This window comes from Burkholderia anthina, from assembly GCF_902498995.1.
GTDB lineage: Bacteria > Pseudomonadota > Gammaproteobacteria > Burkholderiales > Burkholderiaceae > Burkholderia > Burkholderia anthina.
Genome location: NZ_CABVLY010000015.1, coordinates 145592 through 163980, shown reverse-complemented (window position 1 = coordinate 163980; position 18389 = coordinate 145592). Strand labels below are relative to the sequence as shown.

Genomic DNA, 18389 nt, shown 5'->3' with positions numbered 1-18389 from the left:
GAAATGCATGAACGAAGGACGGCCAGCGCGGCCGCCCCGGCCTCACCGCTTGCTGCTGCGCAGGCCGCCGGCTTCCTGCTTTCAGGGGGGTGCCCGCACCAATAGTTGCAAATGCAATCGTATAGCAAAGCGCGCATGAGTTGCAAATGCAACTTCATGCGGTCACGGGACGAGGAAGGTCTTGCGGGGAAAGTCGGCGACGCGCGGCGACACCGCTGCGGATGATAGTCGTGATGATCGTTGCCGCCGCGCGGTCGACCCGTGCGCGCGGCGTATCGCTAGATCGGCCAGCTGATCTCGAACCGCGCGCCGCTGAGCTCGACCGGATCGACGACCGCGATCCGGCCGTTGTGTGCATGGAGCACCTGCCGCGTGATCGCGAGGCCGAGCCCGTAGCCGCCGGTGCGGCGGTCCAGCCGCACGAATGCGTCGAAGATCCGCTCGCGTTCGCTCTCCGGCACGCCGGGGCCGTCGTCCTCGACGAAGATCGCGATGTTGCCGTGGTCGATCGAGATCCCGACGACGATCCGCGACGCCGCATATTTGCTCGCATTGCGCAGCAGGTTGCGCATCGCGTACGACATCAGCCGCCGGTCCATCTTCACGCGCAGGTCGGATTCGAGCGCGATGCGCGACTCGATCGCGCGCTCCGGATACAGCAGTCGCGCGTCGTTGACCTGATGCTCGAACCAGGCGACGGGGCCGGTCAGTTCGAGGTTCGACTGCAGCGAGCTGTACTCGAGACGCGCATACGTGAGGCTCATGTCGATCAGTTCTTCGAGCTCGGTCACGTCCTGCGCGATGCTCTCCAGCGCACCGTGGTATTCCGCCGCGGAGCCCGGTTCGCGCAGCAATTCGAGCGCGAAACGCACGCGCGCGAGCGGCGTGCGCAGCTCGTGCGAGATCCCGTTGGTCAAATCGCGTTGCGCGGCGATCAGTCGTTCCATGCGCATTGCGAGCGCATTGAGCGTGCGGGCGAGCGGCCCGATGATCACGCTGTGCGATTCCCGCGCGCGCGTGTTGAAGCGCCCGCCCGTGAAGTCGATCGCGCGCTCGCGCACCATCACGAGATCCGACCACACCGGCCGCATCCACCGATACGCGGCCAGCGCGGGCGCGGTGAACACGAACGCGAGCACGATCCAGATGTCGCCCGGCAGCGCGTCGAACGCGTGCCATACGACCTCCGGCGACAGCACGACGCACAGCGCGAGCGCCGGCACGAGCGCGGTCAGCAACACGAGGCCGAGCAGATGCAGGTAGGTGCGCACGTACAGGCGCGACCAGCTCGGAATGCGGTCGGCGCGGGTGTCCGTCCACGCACGGCGGAAATGCAGCCAGCGCCATTTCACATAGCGTAGCGTCGAAAGCGGCGGTGCGTCGGGGTGCGAACGGGTGCGTCGGATCATCGCGGCTTCCGGTCAGGGGGGGCGGGCAACGCACGCGCGCGGCGGCTGACGGCGCAGCACGCGGGCGGCGTCATTCCCACGCGTGCTTGCTGAACTGGTAACCCTTGCTACGGATCGTCTTGATCCGCTGCGGGTTGCTCGCATCGTCGCGCAACTTGCGGCGCAGCTTCGAGATGCGGCCGTCGATCGTGCGGTCGAGGCCGTCGAATTCGACCCCGCGCAACTGCAGCATCAGGTCGTCGCGGCTGACGACTTCGCCCGCATGACAGACCAGCACCCAAAGCAGATCGAACTCGGCCGACGTGAGGTCCGGCGAGTCGCCGTCGGGCAGCACGACCGAGCGGTCGGTGCGGTCGATCGAGAACTGGCCGAACGTGTAGCGCTCCGGTTGCGGCGCCGCCCCTTCCGCCGCGCGGGCCGGTGCGCGGCGCAGCTGCGCCTTGATCCGCGCGAGCAGGATGCGCGGCTCGACCGGCTTGTGCACGTAGTCGTCCGCGCCGAATTCGAGGCCGAGCAGTTCGTCGAACGGCTCGTCGCGGGCCGTCACCATGATGATCACGCCGTCGTACTGCTTGCGCGCCTCGCGGCAGATCTCGAAGCCGTCCTTGCCCGGCAGGTTCACGTCGAGAATGACGAGATCCGGGCGCGTGGACAGGATCGCCGGCACGGCGGCGTCACCATGCAGCACAGTGTCGACTTCATAGTCGTTCTTGCGCAGGTAGCCGGCGATCAGCGTGGACAAGCGGGTGTCGTCTTCGACGAGCAGGATGCGAAAAGACATGGGCAGCGATCGGATCATACGGGGAGACCGTGGCGGCGGCGGCGACGGCTTGCACCGGCTGCCGGCCAACGGCCGAAACGTACCGCATGATACTGCGCCCGCCGTTCGCCCGTTCGGAGATCTGAAAAATTAGGGCGCGATTACCACCGCATTCGACCGCGCTTGACGAATCGGCGCCGAAACGGTTCCATACGGGCTCCCCGGAATCCGGGCCGCGCGCCCACCCTGCCTCACGTGATGAACTACCAGCCGATCCTCGAACGCATCCACACCGAACTTGCCCCCTGGATCGGCCAGGGGCGCGTCGCCGACTACATTCCCGAACTCGCGAAAGTGTCCGCCGACAAGTTCGGAATGGCAGTCGTGACGCTCGACGGAAACGTTTACACGGTCGGCGACGCGCGCGAGCGTTTCTCGATCCAGAGCATCTCGAAGCTGTTCGCATGCACGCTCGCATTCCAGATGCTCGGCGACGCGCTGTGGGAACGGGTCGGCCGCGAGCCGTCCGGCAACGCGTTCAACTCGCTGGTGCAGCTCGAAAGCGAGCGTGGCAAGCCGCGCAATCCGTTCATCAATGCCGGCGCGCTGGTCGTCACCGACGTGCTGTGCCGCCGGTTCGTGAAAGCCGAGACGGCGCTCGTCGAATTCGTGCGGCGCCTGATCGGCGCGGTCGACATCGACTACGATTCGCGCGTCGCGCTGTCGGAGCTCCAGCACGCGGAACGCAACCGCGCGATGGCGCATTTCATGGCGAGTTTCGGCAACATGCAGATGCCGCCCGATACGGTGGTCGATGCGTACTGCCGGCAATGCGCGATCACGATGAACTGCGTCGAGCTCGCGCAGGCTGCGCTGTTTCTCGCGAATGGCGGTGTCGCGCCGGTTACCGGCGAGCGGATCGTGGACGCGAGTTCGGCAAAGCGGCTGTCGGCGCTGATGCTGACTTGCGGCACTTACGATGCGGCGGGCGACTTCGTTTATCGCGTTGGCTTGCCCGCGAAAAGCGGCGTCGGCGGCGGGATCGTCGCGGTGCTGCCAGGGGATATGGCCGTGTGCGTGTGGGCGCCGGGGCTCGATGCGAACGGGAACTCGTTGGCGGGGACGTTGGCGCTGGAATGGTTGACGACGTATACGGGGCGGTCGATTTTTTGATGGGGCGGAGTTCAGCGTACCCCCTCCAGCGCTATGGTGGCAGGCGAATATCGACACACTCAACGGTGAAATCGTCATTCGGAAGCAATCGACCCAAAACGTCCACTCGCGCCGAGAAAGGCAGTCCCACGGAGGTAAGATGATGGTCACCATTCGTCGAACGAATCCGATGGCTACTCAGAGGTAAACATCCTCTACTAATACCTTCGACGTTCCTCCTAACGGACAATAATAGGGGGCGGCCGCGTAGTGTTTCCATTGCACAAAAAATCCCCACAATGCCCCCGAAGAACAGAGCTATCCTCCGCACATTAGCGAGCATGTCCAATGGAGCGACTCGCTCCGAGCTTGATAAAGAGTTAAGGTTAAAAAGCGGGTATGACCGCGCGCTAAAGGATTACCTTGAGCGAGGCTTTGTTAGTAGGAGCGGTAACAGGGGGACTTACCGATTCGCAATTACGGATGCCGGACGAGATCATCTGTCAGATTCGATCGCCTCCAAGGCTACCGACAAAACTTATTGTGAGATTTGGACAGGCGCTCGCTGGGAGATCTGGCCCGTTCTCGCTGCATATGAAGTCAAACATATGGCAACGGTACGCTGCTACGAGTGTCATGGACCCATTGTTCTAATGAAGCTGAGTAACGGCGGCAGGAATCGAGCCCATTTTGAGCACCGACCGGCCCATGAAGGGTGTCCATTGGTGTACCGTGGACGCCTAAATATCGCCAAAAACTCGCCTGTACCTGTTACCGCTCCCCCCAACAGTGATGGTTCGTTTCTCAACTACCTGCCCGATTCTGTCGTCGATGAGATGATTGCAACAGGCTACGGGGAAGATGGTTCGCAAAACGAGACAGAATCCGCCGACTCAGCGCCCAGTGCCACGGAGCGAGCGCAACTGCGGCTCGCGCGCGTGGGTCAGGGAAAGTTCCGAGACGCTCTGAAGAAACGCTGGAAGACCTGCGGTGTGCTCGGCTGTGGTCCAATCGATGTACTGGTTGCCTCACACATACATGCTTGGCGACTATGTGAAACAAACAAGGCACGCCTTAGTGTGGACAACGGCATATTACTGAGTCCAAATCTCGACAAGCTTTTCGACAGAGGATTTATCTCCTTTGCTCCCGACGGCATGCTACTTGTGGCGCATCATCTGAGCGAACGCGACATGACTGCATTGGGCCTGCGTCGCGGCATGCGTCTCCGGACCGTATATCCGGGCATGAAACCCTTCCTGAAGCGGCATCGAGCTAATGGAAGTTGGATCTACTTTTCCCACGAGATTTGTGATTTCAATGAAGATCAATGCCCTGACTGAGCGCTGGGGGCACAAGCGTGCCTCATACCCCAGCGCATTGGCGCTCGAATGTTTGACGACGTACACGCAGCAGCCGATTTTCTGAAAACACCGAAGCGACTCATGGGAGAGCATCAGTCATGCAGCCGGAACCTGCTTCAGATTTCACAACGAACGACCACACCAACACCGACAGCCGCGCACCCGCGCCGCTTCCCCCGATCGTGCCGGCCCAAACCGCACTGATCGTGATGCACTACCAGACCGACATCCTCGGCCTCTTCCCGTCAGTCGCCCCCACCCTGCTCGCCAACACACGCGAGCTGTGCGACGCGGCGCGCGCCGCCGGCGTCCACGTCTGTTTCGCGAATCTCCACTTCAGCCCTGGCTATCCGGAAGTCAGTCCGCGCAACAAGAACGGCCAGGGGATCAAGCAGCTCGGCCTGTTCGTCGACGACGGCCCGTGCCCGGCGCTCGGGCGTCTCGACAGCGAGCCGCTGATCGCCGCGCATCGCGCGAGCGTGTTCTTCCGCACCGACCTGCAGCCGCGGCTCATTGCGCAAGGGATCGACACGCTGATCCTGGTCGGGATCGCATCGACGGGCGTCGTGCTGTCGTCGGTTGCGCACGCAAGCGATGCGGATTTCCGGCTCTATACGGTGAAAGACTGCTGCTACGACCCGGACGAGGTCGTGCACGAGCATCTGTTCGCTACCGCGTTCGAGACACGCACGACGGTGCTGTCACTCGCGGACGCACTTCGGCTGCTCGCATAGCCACAGAACGCCCGCGCTGCGCCGACCGGAACCCCTCCGCCCGGCGCATTCCGCATCGCATCACTTCGCGATATACACGCCCGACGTCGGGCACGTGCCCTGCGTATTGCCGTCCGTCACGAGCGATACCGCGCTCGGAAACTGCGCGATCGCGTTCGTCTTCACCGCGATCCATGCTTCGGTGAAGTAACTGACGCCGCTGATCTTCGTGCACTTCAGCGACACCGCGCTGCGCGTATTGCTGCCGAACGCGCCTTCGAACGCGGACAGCAGTTGATTACGCGTCACGGTCTTGCCCGCGTTCGCCTGCAGGTAAGCGTTGAACGACGTGTTGCCGAGCCGGCTGATCATGCCGGTCGCCTGGCTCCAGTACGTATCGGGCGATGCCGAATTCGAGCAGGTGCCGTGCTTGAACCATTCGTGCTTGTCGAGACACGACGCAACGCCCGGCATGTACGTCGACAGCGTGTTGCGGGTCGCGGCGCTGACCGGATACGCGTCCATGCTGCACCACTGGTGCCCGTTGTCGAGATCGACGTCGCTCTGCGGCACGCCGCAGTAGAACGGCTGGTTGCCGTCGTACTTGTTCGGCCACAGACCATGCAGCGACAGGCTCGTCGCCGCATACGAGCCGGCGAGGTTCGCGCACTCCGGCGTGTCGTGCGACGCGCAGAAGCCGGGCTCCCACGATGCCGCGAGCAGCAGGTAGTCGTAGCTGGTTTGAGCGGCGGCATGGAGCGAGGCGGATGCAACGGCGAGTGCGGCCGCGGCGCGGGCGAGCGTCTTGAGCATGGCGTTTCCTCGGAAAAGGCTTGCGGTCGCAGGATGCGCCGCAAGATTGTCGAATGTCTGCCCGCGATTGTGGCCGGCGCCACATGGCATGAATATGAAGGGTAACGAAATGTTTTCGTCAGCTCGACGCTCACCGGCGCGGAGCACCGACACCGCGCCCCGTTCCCCGCATCACCGAACGCGGCACGCTACTCACGCGTGCCGCCACGTCACGACCCGCTGCCGAGCTGCGTGCACGCACGCGCGGCCGACTCGGGGCCTTCGAGCGCGAGGATCTGCCACACGCCGAGGCTCACGCGCTGGCGCGCTGCCGTCGACGAATCGGCCAGCAACGCCTCGACGCGCGGCGCCGCATCCGGCGCCTGCTGCTTGAGCGCGGCGTGATGCCGCGCGCGCGACGCCGGTTCGGATTCGTACACGTCGCACAGCCGCACCATGCCGGCCAGCCCGGCCAGATCGTCGTCCTTGTCGATCGCGCCGGACTCGACGGGCGCGAGCCCCTTGCGCTCCGCGGCCGGCAGCTTGCCGCGCGCGGCCTCGTCGATCGTGACGGCGGACGACGGCGGCAAACCGCCGATCACCGCGACGATCCGGCTGCCCGCGGCGATCATGTCGCCCTGGCACTCGATCTTCTGGTCGGCCGCGACGTTCGAGCAGAACGACACCGACGTGCGGTAGACGTCATCGCTCATGCGCGGCACCTCGTCGGCATCCGCATGCGCGCGACCGGCGCCCGCCAGCGCCAGGGAAACGGGAATCAGGATGCGGAATGCGCGCGTCGTGTTCATTGTTGTTCGTCATGCAGGTTCGGATGGCGGGCCGCAACGCTGAATCGCCCGGCGGCGGCCCCTGTCGCGCCGGGCCCTCGTCCGGCGCCACGTGATTATTTCATCGACGCGGCTTCCGATCCACCCGGCGACAACGCCGCACTGTCCTGCTCGCGCCACGCGCGACGCGACGCCATGATCGCCTTCACGGCCGAGCGCGCGACCTTCCACCACGCGAACGGCCGCGGATCGGCCAGCATGCTGAGCGCGCGCGCATAGTCGAGCGTGAGCCCGGGCGTCCATGCCATCGTCACCGCGCGCTTGCGGATCTGCGCGGCCACCCACAGCTCGGGCGTGAGCAGCAGCCGCACGAACGCGCCCCACCCGGCCCGCGTGCCCTTGAGCCGCCACACCGCGCCATCCAGCGCGGCTTCGAGCGCGTTCGACACGGTGCTCGAGCAGTTCCGGTGCGTGAGGTTGTACATCTCCGTCTGCCGATACGACGACCAGAATGCGTCGAGCTTCGCCGGATCGTAGTTGCGGATCCGCACGCGCACGGTCGACGGGCACCACGCCTTCGACTCGGTCGCGTAGTCGGGCTGGAACAGGCCGGGCACGTCGTTCTCGCGCGTCGCGCGCAGGATCCGCGTGAACTCGTCCGGAGAACGATCGATTTCGACGGCCGGATACAGGCTGATGTAGATGCCCTCGGGCGACTCGAGCGCCGCATGGCCGGTCGAGATCACGCCGTTGACGTCCACCGCCGCGATGTAGCGGTCGATCACCGGATAGCGCTGCGCTTCGGCCTTCGACGTGCCGGTCGGCGTCCACACGTGCACGGTGAGCGCGCGCTCGTGATCGGCCGGCGGGCCGTCCCATTCGGATTGCGTGAAGCGCGGGATGTCGGGTGCGGCGTCGATGTCGGGCACGATCGACGGCGCGGGCGACGTGACGAACGCCGGGTTGCGCGTCAGCCGCCGCACGCGTGCGGCGAGGCTCAGCATGTGCATCCCGCCGAACATCAGCAGCAAGCCAAGGCAATACGGCACGGTGCCCGCATAGTGCGTCGGGTACGGCTGGTAGAAGAAGATCGCGAGCAGGATCTCGACGACACCCCATGCGAATGCGACGTTCCAGCGCCGGTAACGCACCATCCATGCGGAAGTGCATTGCAGCACCCCGTCGACGAGGAACAGCGTGCCGAAGATCATCGAAAGCAGGAATTGGCCGTGATGATGCCCCGCGAACACGAGCCCGGCCGCCGCCACCACGACGATGCCCTTCACGTAGCGCAGGATGCGCTGGCCGCCCACGCCGCTGCCGGCCACCGCGAGCGTCGCGAGCCCCTCGATCAGGAACAGCCACGCGAACAGCTCGATCGGAAAATACAGCGCGCCGTCGAGCGCATCGACGAAGATACCCACGCCAGCGGCAACCCACAGCCAGCCCAGCACGGTCAGCCCGCGCCAGCGCGTTCGCAGATATTCGATGCCCAGCAGCAGCAAGACCAGTCGTACCATCGCGCCCTCGCATGTTTTTTCGGGATACTCGCTGGTCACGCGTTCCCTGTCTTGTCGACCGCGCATCGTACGGCGCGGCAATCGAAAAGCGGCAATGCTTGCCGGCGCGTCATGCGTCGACATGACCGATCGCGGCCGGCGCGCGCCGCTCTGGCCGAATAATAAGATATGGAGGCGCCGGTTGAAAGCCTGCCGAAAACAATCCCGGTGCTGCGCGGGCGCCCCTCCGATCGTTCTCGCACGCGGCCGAACCCGCGGTTCGCGCCGCACGCCGTTCGCTGCCGCGGCAGATTTCCCGTTCGACAACGCGCGCCGGATACGCGAGAATCGCGGCTCCGAGGGCGAAAGCCGCTCCAAACCGCAAAGACGGGACAACAAGAAATGCGCATATCGATCGCACGCCGGCGCCTGCTGGCCGCCGGCATGGCTGCGGCCTGCCTCCCGCTGTCCGGCTGTTTCACGCCGAAGCTGTACAAGGACAGCCAGTACCACGAACAGGTCTCCGGGTTCATGATCACCGAAGACGGCAAGAAGCTCGTCGTCCTCGGCACGGATTACCACTACATCTTCGATCTTCCGGCGTCGCTGCGGCCCGTGCTGATGTCCGGCTACCGGAAGGCGCTGCACACCGCGTTCGCCGGTTTCCACGCGAGCGGCAGCAGCGTGACCGGCCACTACCGGATCGTGTTGCCGAAGGAAGCATCGGCGGACGATCAACAGGCCGCGACCGCGGACGGCTTCACCGTCGCGCAAGCCGGTCTCGTGCTCGAAGGCGACATCAGCGGCAAGCGCTACTCGACCGACGGCTTCGCCGCCAAGGACAAGGTCAACGACAAGACGGCGCAAGCCTTCAATCAGCGCTATGTCGTGTACATCACCGAATCGCCGTCCGCGGTCGGCATGGGCTTGCGAATCCTCGCGACGCCGGTGACGGTCGCCGCCGACGGCGTGCTCGTGCTGGGCGGTATCGTCCTCGTGCCGATCGCGTTCGTCGCGATCCAGGCGAACGGCGGCCTGCGGATCATGTAACGGCCACCGTCGACGGCCGCCATGCCCGCACGCGCACCACGCACGCAAACCGGAGCATCGCCATGACGCCCTCGCCGCTTCACACCCCGCCGCTCGGCCCGCAGCTGAAGCGCTGGCGCGCGCTGCGCCGCGTGAAGCAGAGCCATGCGGCCGAACTGTTCGGCGTCGCGCAATCGACGATCTCGCGCTGGGAAGCCGGCATCCAGCAGATGTCGCCCGACGAGCGCGCGACCGCCGAGCGGCTGCTTGCCGCGCGGCTCGATTCGGCGGGTGACCAGGCGCTCGCGCGGCTCATCGCGGGCAGCGCTGGGCGCATGCACCTCGTCTGCGATCTCACGCATCGCCTGCTCGCGTGCTCGCCGTCGCGCGCGGCCGAGTTCTCGCGGCCGCTGTCGATGCTGCTCGGCACGTCGCTGTGGCGCTACGCGTCGCCGGAGATCGTCCGCATGGAGGCCACGCTCGATCCGCTCGGCTGGCATGATCGCGCCGGGCCGCCGAGCGTCGAATTCGCGACCGGCACCAATGCGTCGCGCGTCGTGCCGATCCGCGGCAGCACCTGCCGGTGGACGCGGATGATGCTGTCGGACGGTTCGGCCGCGCGGCTCGTCGAAACGCTGTAGCGCTCACGCCAGCCGCGGCACTCGGCACGCCGCACGCATATTTCATGCGTGGACGCATCGCGTCCGCACGGCGTACGCTTGGCGGCTCGATTCAAGCAATCCATCGGCCATGACCCTCGACACCCTCCACGCGCGGCTCGCTTTCCTGCGCGAAGCCGAACGCCTGAAAGACGTGCTGCGCAGCGGCCACACATCGTCCGGCCGGCCCGAAAGCACGGCCGAGCACAGCTGGCGGCTGTGCCTGATGGCGCTCGTGTTCGCCGACGCGCTGCCGAACGTCGACACGCTGAAACTGCTGAAGCTGTGCGTCGTGCACGACCTCGGCGAAGCGCTGCACGGCGACATCCCCGCGATCGAGCAGGCCGCGCATCCGGACAAGAGCACGCAGGAACGCGACGACCTGCTGACGCTGACGGCCGGCCTCGATCGCGCGCCGCGCGACGAGATCGTCGCGCTGTGGGACGAATACGAGGCCGCCGCGTCGCCGGAAGCGCGTGCCGCGAAGGCGCTCGACAAGCTCGAGACGATTCTGCAGCACAACCAGGGCAGCAACCCGCCCGACTTCGACTACGCGTTCAATCTCGGCTACGGCCGGCGCTACACCGACGCCGCGCCGCTGTTCGCGGCGATCCGCTCGATCATCGATGCGGACACCCGAAGCAGGATCGATGCACGCAACGCCGACGCGTAAGTACGTGCGCATGACGCGGAACATCCATGTTTAGAAATGACAGTCCGCAACAATTCTCTTTTTTGAAAAATTCCCCAGCAACGGCATTGGGCACAACATGAAACGTTGATGAAAAAAATTGACCTTTATAGTCAGTCCGAGAAATCTGTTCCGGGCAGCGCCATTAAAAAATAGCGGACGGCAGCATCGCACGATACCTGCTACGGACATTGAGCCGATAACACCCCGCCCCCTTGCCCCGGATGGCATCTTGCATGCGCCATTCCGAGCAATCCGTAGGCAGTCGAGATCACCAGGCATCACCAAAATTTCGCGAAATCCCCGATTTCCAGAATTGCTCGTTGCATTTCGCACTCAGGCTTATCTCCCGCGTCCTTCGGCCCCATTGGATACGTCTTCGCAATTTCCCGGATCGCCCTGCTGAGGCCGAATGAAAATACAAAAAAAGCGCTGACGGAAATTCCATGCCGTCCCGGTCTCGCTTGTTACACACGTTGACGCCGCCCCGACCGGTCGTTAGGGTCGACCCGCATATTTCCGCGGGAAGGGGGCGACAACATCGATCGACCATTCGAACAGAGCGCGCCCCGATCACTCCAAGAACGTGAGGGCCAGCCATGTCGTTGTCCGACAAAATTCGCACCGTCGCCGAAGGCATGCCCGGCTTTGGTGAACGTCCGATCCGTACCAACTGGGGGTGCGATCGCCAGAAGCGGTTCGACCGCATGCTCGCCCTGCTGTACGCCGAAACTCATGAAGGGCTGATGACCGGTGTGACGGGCCGGTTCGTGTATGTGTCAACCAGCCCCGACCTGCCGCCGTCGATGTTCAAGGGTCTGCCGGTGGGGCTCGAACTGCACACAGCCAACGCAAGCCCGCCGCGTGTGATCAGTGGCATCGTCTCGCACGTCGATGTCGGCGCGTCCGACGGCGAGCTGACCTGTTATCGACTCACGATCGTCGATGCCATACAGTTGCTGCACGGCAAGTTCAATTCCCGCATCTTCAAAAGTCAGCGGCTGCCCGATATCTTCCACACCCTGTTCGCTCAATACCGCCGCAATTCGGCATTCGCGGCCGCCGCTGATCTCGATCTATCGCCGCTCAACGTCGAGCACTATCCCGCGCGGGCGTTCGTAAGGCAAGCCGACGAACCAGACGGCAAATTCATCGACCGACTCGCGCGCCGGGATGGCATCACGTACTACGCGCGGCCGGGCGACGGTAAGGGCAAGGCCCGCGACACGCCAATGCATACGATCGTGATGATTGACAGTGCGAGTCACATTCGGCGCACGCGCGCGCAAACGCTACGCTACGGCGGGCACACAGGCATGCACACCGGCGACACGATCATGTCGATTGCCTGGTCGCACGCCGTCACCGCGCGCCGCGCCACCATCCAGTCTCCCGACTACAAGACTGCGCGTGTCGCAACCGGGGCTCGCACGAGCGACCTCGATCACGGTGCCGCCGGGAACGGTCTGGCAGACATGCTCGCCGACTATCGCATCTACGGTCCGCATGCGGGCGACTCGGCCGTCGATCTGGATCGACTCGCACGCGCGCGCATGCTGTCGCATGATCGCCGCGCGGACCAGGTCGATTTCTTCGGCACCGTGCGCGACATCGGTTTGGCTGAGTGGTTCGACCTGACGGGCTACGTGCACCTCGATATGCAGCCCGAAAAAGATCGCCAGTTCGTACCCGTCGACATCCATCGTCGCATGTGGAACAACATGCCGAAGGAACTGGACGAACGCGCCCGTGCCCTGTTCCAGGCGAGCCAGCGCCGGTTCGGCACGTCGGAGCGTCACCCGGCCTTTCGTGATGATCTGCCGGCGACGACTGGCGACCGTTACGAAATCGCGCTTACGTGCGTGCGGCGCGGCGTGCCGCTCGCACCGAGCTACGATCCGCGTATCGATCTGCCACCGACACCGCCGATTCTCGGGCGTGTCGTCGCGCCGGAAGGGATCACCGTGCACACCAACGCGTACGGTTGCGCATGGGTCCGGTTGCTCGGGCTGAACCCCGGCGACCACGAGAACTCGGGCGGCACGACCGGCACGCCGGCCGACAGCGCGCCGCTGCTGGTGATGAATCCGTGGGCAGGTGACCGCTACGGATTCTCGTTCCCACTGCGCGCCGGAATGTATGTGGTTCTCGACAGTCTCTACGGCGACCCGGATCGCCTGTACATCAGCGGCACGCTCAACGATGCGCGACATATGCCGACCGCATTCTCGAACGTGACGAAACTACCGGGCAATCCACACGTGCTCGGCCTACGCAGCCGCGAAATCGGCGGCGGCCGCGGCAACCAGCTCGTGATGAGCGACTGGAACGGCCTCATCAGCGCGCAACTCGCGAGCGACGAATCGCACTCGCAGGTCAACGTCGGTCATCTCGCGCATCCAAGCGACAGCGGCCCCGGAAAATCGCGCGGCTACGGCGTGGAAGCACGCACCGACGCGTCGCTCGTGGCACGCGCCGCGCGCGGGTTGATGCTTACGACCTACGCGCGTGCAGCCGCGAGCGGGGACCTGCTCGATCGGCAGGAACTGCTCGAGCTGTTGAGCCAGTTCGCCGAGCTGTTCGAATCGATGGGCGACTTCGCCCATCAACATGGTTTGCACGGGCCCGACGCGAACGGGCTCGCTCGGCTCGCGCAGAAGCTGCGCGAGTGGCGTTCGGAACCCGGTGCGAACGACGGCGACATGATGGCATTCGCTGCAAAAGGTGGTATCGGCCATTTCACGCCAAAGACCTACGGCGTGTTCGCGGCCGAGAACATCGACCATGCGGCCGCGCAGAACGTCCAGACGACAGCGGGCAAGAACGTACACACATCGGCGCGCGACAGGATGGAAATGCACGCCGGCACGGGTATGAAAGCAACGACGGCACATGGACCGATGCAGTTCGAATCTCACGACGACCTGATTCGCCTCGCCGCGCATAAGGCGCTGGAGCTGATGTCCACGACCGACGTCATTCGTCTCACGGCCAGCAAGGGTATCGAGTTGCGATGTGGCAGCGGCTTGTTTCAGATGGACGCGAACGGCAACGCAAACCTTCATATGCCGGGGAAAATTTCGATCAAGGGGAGCGGTCACGACTGGAGCGGGCCGACAAGCTCGGCGACCGACTTGAGGCCGTTCAGGCCGTCGCATCAAGCGCAATACGTACTGAGGGATGCGACGAACGGCGCTCCGCTGATTCGATGCCCGTACGCCATCAAGACACCCGCCGGTCGCACGATTCAGAGCTTCACGAATGAACGCGGCGAGACCGCGCCCGTCTTTACGGCGGTCGCGCAGGACGTACCGCTACAGACCGTGAAGTCCGGGCCAGCACCGGTCGAGTCGTGGCAGTTCGCAGGCTCGGACAGGCCGCAGATTCAACGCGACTATCTGGAGGATTGACGCATGGCCAGTACGATGGAAACAGTCGCAACTTGCACGACGGTCAAGGAAGACACGATCACATACGCTGAACTGCCACCGGGCACGAAAGGCTATTTGCAGGAGAAAATCGAAGATGCGTTGAAAGCCCCGGATATAGTCAAAATCCGGCTGCCTGACGGTTCGAACACGATTTCTGCACTCAAACAGATCGTAATGAGCTGGGCGATCCGCATCGATGAGACGATCCATGATTTCCGCTGGCAGTACAAAGCGGAAGTCAGCTTCGATATGACTGAAGCTGTACTGTCCAGTGGACAACGAGCACCGATTCCGTTCCTGAGCAGCGCGATCGAAGATGGGCCTGGACGTCGCCACGGCCAGAGCCCCTTTCCGTTTGGAGCGAAGCTCGGGCGATTACGTCGTCCTGACGTGATCATCGTCAAAAATCCCGGCGACCGCTGGCCGGGACGCGGTCTGATTGACCGCGAAGGCCATCCCCATGTCGACAACTTGCTACGGCTGGTTGAAGTGAAGTTCCCCGGCGACACATGGGGACGGGGGCAAGAAGCCGCGTACCAGCAAATAGCCGGCGCCCCCGGCGAATTCAAAAAGCGCATGTCGGTCATCGACGTTAGTGACTGCAGCGGTGCACTGGAAAAGGCACGTGAACACGCACTCGCGATGTCACCGGAAGAACGTGAAGCAGAACTTCGTCGCCGCCGCCGCGAACGGCAACTGCGTGCACCGATTCGCTCCGTCGAGCCGATTCCCGATCCCGCGTGGTACGAAGCATGGATTCGAAAAGCGGAAGAAGTGGGCGACGTTGCCGTCGCTGCGGTCTGGGATGCGCTCAACGAAGGAGGACAACACCTGTCGGCCGAAATGGAGCGATGGCTAAAGCAGCATGCGCCCTGGACGCTGATCGCTGGCAAGTGGGTCGTTGATACAGCGACGGCAACATGGCGACGGGTCGACGAAAAGGGTCAAGAAATCTACCGCTACACGACCGCACAATTGAAGACAGGCTGGGACGCACTGGTGCGCACAACCGATATGACGTGGGATCTGCTGAAGCAAATCAATTGGTCGCAGATTGGCACCTCGATCATCAAGGGGCTGGTCGCAGTCGCCGCTGTTGTTGCCGGTATCGCCGTGATTATCGTGCTGTCCGAGGCTCTGCTAGCGATCCTCCTCGCGCTTGCCGCGATTGTTGCTGCTGCCACGGCCGAAACATTAGCGGCACTTGCCATTGCGCTGGGTGTTACCGGCGCCGCAGCGTAATGACGCGTTCCGAATCAACTCATTCAGAAGGGAATCAACCAAACATGAGCACCACGGAAGCGACGAAACCGATTGTGTTGACACCGTTCGCGGCTTACGCACGTTATTTCGAAGACTTGAGCGTGCGTCAGCGAGACAACAGTTTTTCGATAAAGCCGGGAGTGATCGGGACTGTATTTTTCGCGCATGGCGCGAAGCCAGATGGTCGACGCAGCCTACTCGCCTGTTTCGATCGTTTCGATGAGCTGTTCGGCTCACACCTCATTTCGGGAAAGGATGAAGACCTCGCGCACTTGAGCAAGAAAAATGCAAAGGGCGTCGAAAAAATCCGGAGGGCAATTGTCGATACGCCAGAATTTCTTCAGGTCAGCGTGATGCGGTCCAGTGCACCGAACGCGACATCGGCTCCAGACTACGAAATTTCGACATTGACCGACATCGAAAATCCAGAAGATTATGTCTCTCCCGAAGGCTGGACTGCTCCGAAAGGGCAGGAGGCCGGCTATTCGTATTTGAAGTTCAGCGTCCCAATGGAGTTGGTCACGCGTCCGGAAGGACAAGAACAATACGAGCAGTTTCTGCGATACGTCTGCGAACAACTCGACGTACGCGGTGGCTATGGCGGCTTGTCCGCCGTAACCGCCTACAACTACCACAACTGGCAAGCTCAGGAATGGGCAATCGCGAGTCGGTTCAGCGGCATCGAAATCGACGCATGTGCGCACTTGTCGAAACACGAGTGGAATACCAGTTCGTATGATGGCACTCAGGTGCGCATGACGGCGATCTATCCCTATCTGCGTCCCGGCTCAAAGGTCGGCTCGTGGGGTTTTATCAAGAGCGTGAACTGGTACACCCTGCTCGGCGACCTGTTCGTCGAACGTCTCGGCGGCGACGCCGCACTCCGTGCCGCGCTCGATCGCGGCGACATCCTCGTCGAGCGGATCAATCACTGCGTGCTCGTGCGCGCCGGCCCGTTCCCGCGCCTCGGCGCCCCCGAGGAAGGTTTGCCCGAGCCTTACGTGTTCGTCAACAAGGTGCTGCGTGTGTTGCGTAACCCGAAGCCGGACGGCCTGCATCTCTACGAACCTGACCTGCCGAACGCCGACGCCAGGAATGCGCGTGCGTGGCAAGCACGCTTCGACTTATGGGATGCGCCACCGATTCCCGAACCGCCGACCATCGTGCCAGAGCCACGCGGAAAGCGCCGCTCGAGCATCCCCGGCGGCGAGCCCTGCCCCGAAGCCGGCTATTGGCGCACGCCGGCCAAGGCCGGCAGCGAACAGTATTTCAACGTGGGCGATGTAATGCCGGTGGTCAAAGGAAGCCAGTGGGGAACGACGCATTGGTCATGGGCGCGCGGTTCGGACGATGACAGGCAGTCCTAATTCCGGCGTGACGACGCCATGGAAGAAACCGAGTGTCGATTCCCCAACGGCGAAGTCGCTCCTATCTTCACGACGCCGTGAACGACGTACCGCTACAGACCGTGAAGTCCGGGCCAGCACCGGTCGAGTCGTGGCAGTTCGCAGGCTCGGACAGGCTGCAGATTCAACGCGACTATCTGGAGGATTGACGCATGGCCAGTACGATGGAAACAGTCGCGACTTGCACGACGGTCAACGAAGACAGAAAGACGTATGCCGAATTGCCGCCGGGCACGAAAGGCTATCTGCAAGAGAAAATCGAATACGCGCTCAAAGCACCGGACATCGTCAACATCAAGTTGCCGGATGGCTCGCATACGATTTCGATGCTCAAGCAAATCGTGATGACGGCGGCGATCCGGATTGACGAGACGTTGCATGATTTCCGATGGCAGTACAAATCGGAGGTCAGTTTCGACATGTGGCCCGACTTTACCTCGCGAGGCACCGAAGCGCCGATTCCCTTTCTTAGCACTGCAACTGAGGATGGTCCCGGTCGCCGCCATAGTCTGAATCCATTTCCCAAGGGATTCAGGCCTGGGCTTCTTCGGCGTCCCGACGTCATCGTCGTGCGAAATTCTGCCGATCGCTGGTCTGGTCGAAGCCGCATTGACCATTACGGCAACGCGCATGTCGATAATTCGCTGCGTCTGGTCGAAGTCAAGTTTCCCGGAGATGCCTGGGGTTCGGGACAAGAGAGGGCTTACCAAAAAATCTCTGGCGCACCTGGCGAGTACAAATACCGCATGACCGTGATCGATGTCAGCGACTGTAACGGCGACTTGGAAAAAGCCCGTCAACAAACGCTCGCTATTTCGCCAGACGAACGCCAGGCGGAATTGCGCTACAAGCGGCGCGAACGGCAGCTACGCGCACCGATTCGTACGATCGAGCCCATTCCCGAACCGGCTTGGTACGAAGCCTGGATTCGCACGGCTGAAGAAGCCGGCGAAGCAACGGTTGCGGCCGTATGGGATGCAGTCAATACAGGGGCACACTATCTGTCGACCGAGATGGAAGCGTGGCTCCAGCAACATGCGTCGTGGGCGCTGACTACTGGCAAATGGGTCGCCGATAAGGCGACCGCCACATGGCAATGGGTGGATGAGTCTGGTCGCGAGATTTTCCGTTATACGACGGCACAACTGAAAGCGGGCTGGGATGCGATCGTGCGCACCACTGACATGACATGGGAATTGATGAAGCAAATCAACTGGTCGCAGATCGGCACGTCGATTATCAAGGGGCTCGTGTTCGTCGCCGCTGTTGTCGCCGGTACCGTCATCGTCATTGTGCTTGCCGAAACCCTGATTGCTGTCTTACTCGCAATCGCGGCAATTGTTGCAACAGCTGCCACCGAAACCGTAGCCGCACTGGCAATAGCGCTCGGCGCGACCGCTGCCGCTGCCGCTGCCGCTGCCGCTGCGTGATCG

15 protein-coding genes are annotated in these 18389 nt (G+C 63.2%); 10 read left to right on the top strand and 5 right to left on the bottom strand.

Going from position 1 to position 18389, the window contains the following annotated elements:
* Window positions 1-278: 278 nt before the first annotated feature.
* Window positions 279-1409, bottom strand: coding sequence for an ATP-binding protein (locus BME24068_RS20070; protein ID WP_096501592.1), 1131 nt, complete (start codon window positions 1407-1409; stop codon window positions 279-281).
* A gap of 70 nt (window positions 1410-1479) precedes the next feature.
* Window positions 1480-2190, bottom strand: coding sequence for a response regulator (locus BME24068_RS20065; RefSeq protein ID WP_174927135.1), 711 nt, complete (start codon window positions 2188-2190; stop codon window positions 1480-1482).
* Window positions 2191-2427: 237 nt separating this feature from the next.
* Here BME24068_RS20065 and BME24068_RS20060 point away from each other — a divergent pair, with 237 nt between their 5' ends.
* The 3 genes from BME24068_RS20060 (at window position 2428) to BME24068_RS20050 (ending at window position 5419) form a co-directional block, all read left to right on the top strand.
* Window positions 2428-3342: a glutaminase gene (locus BME24068_RS20060; protein ID WP_174927134.1), complete on the top strand. Its 915-nt coding sequence runs from the start codon at window positions 2428-2430 to the stop codon at window positions 3340-3342.
* Between the two features lie 632 nt (window positions 3343-3974).
* A complete protein-coding gene (locus BME24068_RS20055; RefSeq protein ID WP_174927133.1) occupies window positions 3975-4664 on the top strand; it encodes an HNH endonuclease in 690 nt (229 codons plus the stop codon).
* A 119-nt stretch (window positions 4665-4783) separates the two neighbouring features.
* Window positions 4784-5419, top strand: coding sequence for a cysteine hydrolase family protein (locus tag BME24068_RS20050; RefSeq protein WP_174927132.1), 636 nt, complete (start codon window positions 4784-4786; stop codon window positions 5417-5419).
* Between the two features lie 60 nt (window positions 5420-5479).
* On the opposite strand, the gene BME24068_RS20045 is transcribed toward BME24068_RS20050, so the two are convergent.
* The 3 genes from BME24068_RS20045 to BME24068_RS20035 all read right to left on the bottom strand — a co-directional run bounded on the left by BME24068_RS20045 (window position 5480) and on the right by BME24068_RS20035 (window position 8498).
* Window positions 5480-6211, bottom strand: a complete 732-nt coding sequence (locus BME24068_RS20045) for a ribonuclease T2 (RefSeq protein WP_174927131.1) — start codon at window positions 6209-6211, stop codon at window positions 5480-5482.
* Between the two features lie 209 nt (window positions 6212-6420).
* Window positions 6421-6999, bottom strand: coding sequence for a hypothetical protein (locus tag BME24068_RS20040; RefSeq protein WP_174927130.1), 579 nt, complete (start codon window positions 6997-6999; stop codon window positions 6421-6423).
* A gap of 95 nt (window positions 7000-7094) precedes the next feature.
* Window positions 7095-8498, bottom strand: coding sequence for an HdeD family acid-resistance protein (locus BME24068_RS20035; protein WP_096501606.1), 1404 nt, complete (start codon window positions 8496-8498; stop codon window positions 7095-7097).
* Between the two features lie 381 nt (window positions 8499-8879).
* On the opposite strand from BME24068_RS20035, the gene BME24068_RS20030 reads away from it, so the two are divergent.
* The 7 genes from BME24068_RS20030 to BME24068_RS20000 all read left to right on the top strand — a co-directional run bounded on the left by BME24068_RS20030 (window position 8880) and on the right by BME24068_RS20000 (window position 18386).
* Complete coding sequence (locus BME24068_RS20030; protein ID WP_174927129.1) at window positions 8880-9527, top strand: hypothetical protein; 648 nt, start codon at window positions 8880-8882, stop codon at window positions 9525-9527.
* A 62-nt stretch (window positions 9528-9589) separates the two neighbouring features.
* Entirely contained in the window at window positions 9590-10147 is a 558-nt protein-coding gene (locus BME24068_RS20025) for a helix-turn-helix domain-containing protein (RefSeq protein ID WP_174927128.1), read from the top strand.
* Window positions 10148-10256: 109 nt separating this feature from the next.
* Window positions 10257-10838, top strand: a complete 582-nt coding sequence (locus BME24068_RS20020) for an HD domain-containing protein (protein WP_174927127.1) — start codon at window positions 10257-10259, stop codon at window positions 10836-10838.
* A gap of 617 nt (window positions 10839-11455) precedes the next feature.
* Window positions 11456-14266, top strand: a complete 2811-nt coding sequence (locus BME24068_RS20015; RefSeq protein WP_174927126.1) for a type VI secretion system Vgr family protein — start codon at window positions 11456-11458, stop codon at window positions 14264-14266.
* Window positions 14267-14269: 3 nt separating this feature from the next.
* The gene (locus BME24068_RS20010; RefSeq protein ID WP_174927125.1) at window positions 14270-15529 is read left to right on the top strand and encodes a VRR-NUC domain-containing protein; all 1260 of its coding nucleotides are present in this window, start codon (window positions 14270-14272) and stop codon (window positions 15527-15529) included.
* A 44-nt stretch (window positions 15530-15573) separates the two neighbouring features.
* Entirely contained in the window at window positions 15574-16917 is a 1344-nt protein-coding gene (locus tag BME24068_RS20005; protein ID WP_174927124.1) for a type VI immunity family protein, read from the top strand.
* A gap of 191 nt (window positions 16918-17108) precedes the next feature.
* Window positions 17109-18386, top strand: coding sequence for a VRR-NUC domain-containing protein (locus tag BME24068_RS20000; protein ID WP_174927123.1), 1278 nt, complete (start codon window positions 17109-17111; stop codon window positions 18384-18386).
* Window positions 18387-18389: the final 3 nt, after the last annotated feature.

Excerpts from the sequence above, each read along its gene's own strand:
- BME24068_RS20000 (WP_174927123.1), top strand. The coding sequence starts at position 17,109 with ATGGCCAGTACGATGGAAACAGTCGCGACTTGCACGACGGTCAACGAA.
- BME24068_RS20070 (WP_096501592.1), bottom strand. The coding sequence starts at position 1,409 with ATGATCCGACGCACCCGTTCGCACCCCGACGCACCGCCGCTTTCGACG.
- BME24068_RS20030 (WP_174927129.1), top strand. The coding sequence starts at position 8,880 with ATGCGCATATCGATCGCACGCCGGCGCCTGCTGGCCGCCGGCATGGCT.
- BME24068_RS20035 (WP_096501606.1), bottom strand. The coding sequence starts at position 8,498 with ATGGTACGACTGGTCTTGCTGCTGCTGGGCATCGAATATCTGCGAACG.
- BME24068_RS20010 (WP_174927125.1), top strand. The coding sequence starts at position 14,270 with ATGGCCAGTACGATGGAAACAGTCGCAACTTGCACGACGGTCAAGGAA.
- BME24068_RS20025 (WP_174927128.1), top strand. The coding sequence starts at position 9,590 with ATGACGCCCTCGCCGCTTCACACCCCGCCGCTCGGCCCGCAGCTGAAG.
- BME24068_RS20040 (WP_174927130.1), bottom strand. The coding sequence starts at position 6,999 with ATGAACACGACGCGCGCATTCCGCATCCTGATTCCCGTTTCCCTGGCG.
- BME24068_RS20045 (WP_174927131.1), bottom strand. The coding sequence starts at position 6,211 with ATGCTCAAGACGCTCGCCCGCGCCGCGGCCGCACTCGCCGTTGCATCC.
- BME24068_RS20065 (WP_174927135.1), bottom strand. The coding sequence starts at position 2,190 with ATGTCTTTTCGCATCCTGCTCGTCGAAGACGACACCCGCTTGTCCACG.
- BME24068_RS20050 (WP_174927132.1), top strand. The coding sequence starts at position 4,784 with ATGCAGCCGGAACCTGCTTCAGATTTCACAACGAACGACCACACCAAC.
- BME24068_RS20020 (WP_174927127.1), top strand. The coding sequence starts at position 10,257 with ATGACCCTCGACACCCTCCACGCGCGGCTCGCTTTCCTGCGCGAAGCC.
- BME24068_RS20015 (WP_174927126.1), top strand. The coding sequence starts at position 11,456 with ATGTCGTTGTCCGACAAAATTCGCACCGTCGCCGAAGGCATGCCCGGC.
- BME24068_RS20005 (WP_174927124.1), top strand. The coding sequence starts at position 15,574 with ATGAGCACCACGGAAGCGACGAAACCGATTGTGTTGACACCGTTCGCG.
- BME24068_RS20055 (WP_174927133.1), top strand. The coding sequence starts at position 3,975 with ATGAAGCTGAGTAACGGCGGCAGGAATCGAGCCCATTTTGAGCACCGA.
- BME24068_RS20060 (WP_174927134.1), top strand. The coding sequence starts at position 2,428 with ATGAACTACCAGCCGATCCTCGAACGCATCCACACCGAACTTGCCCCC.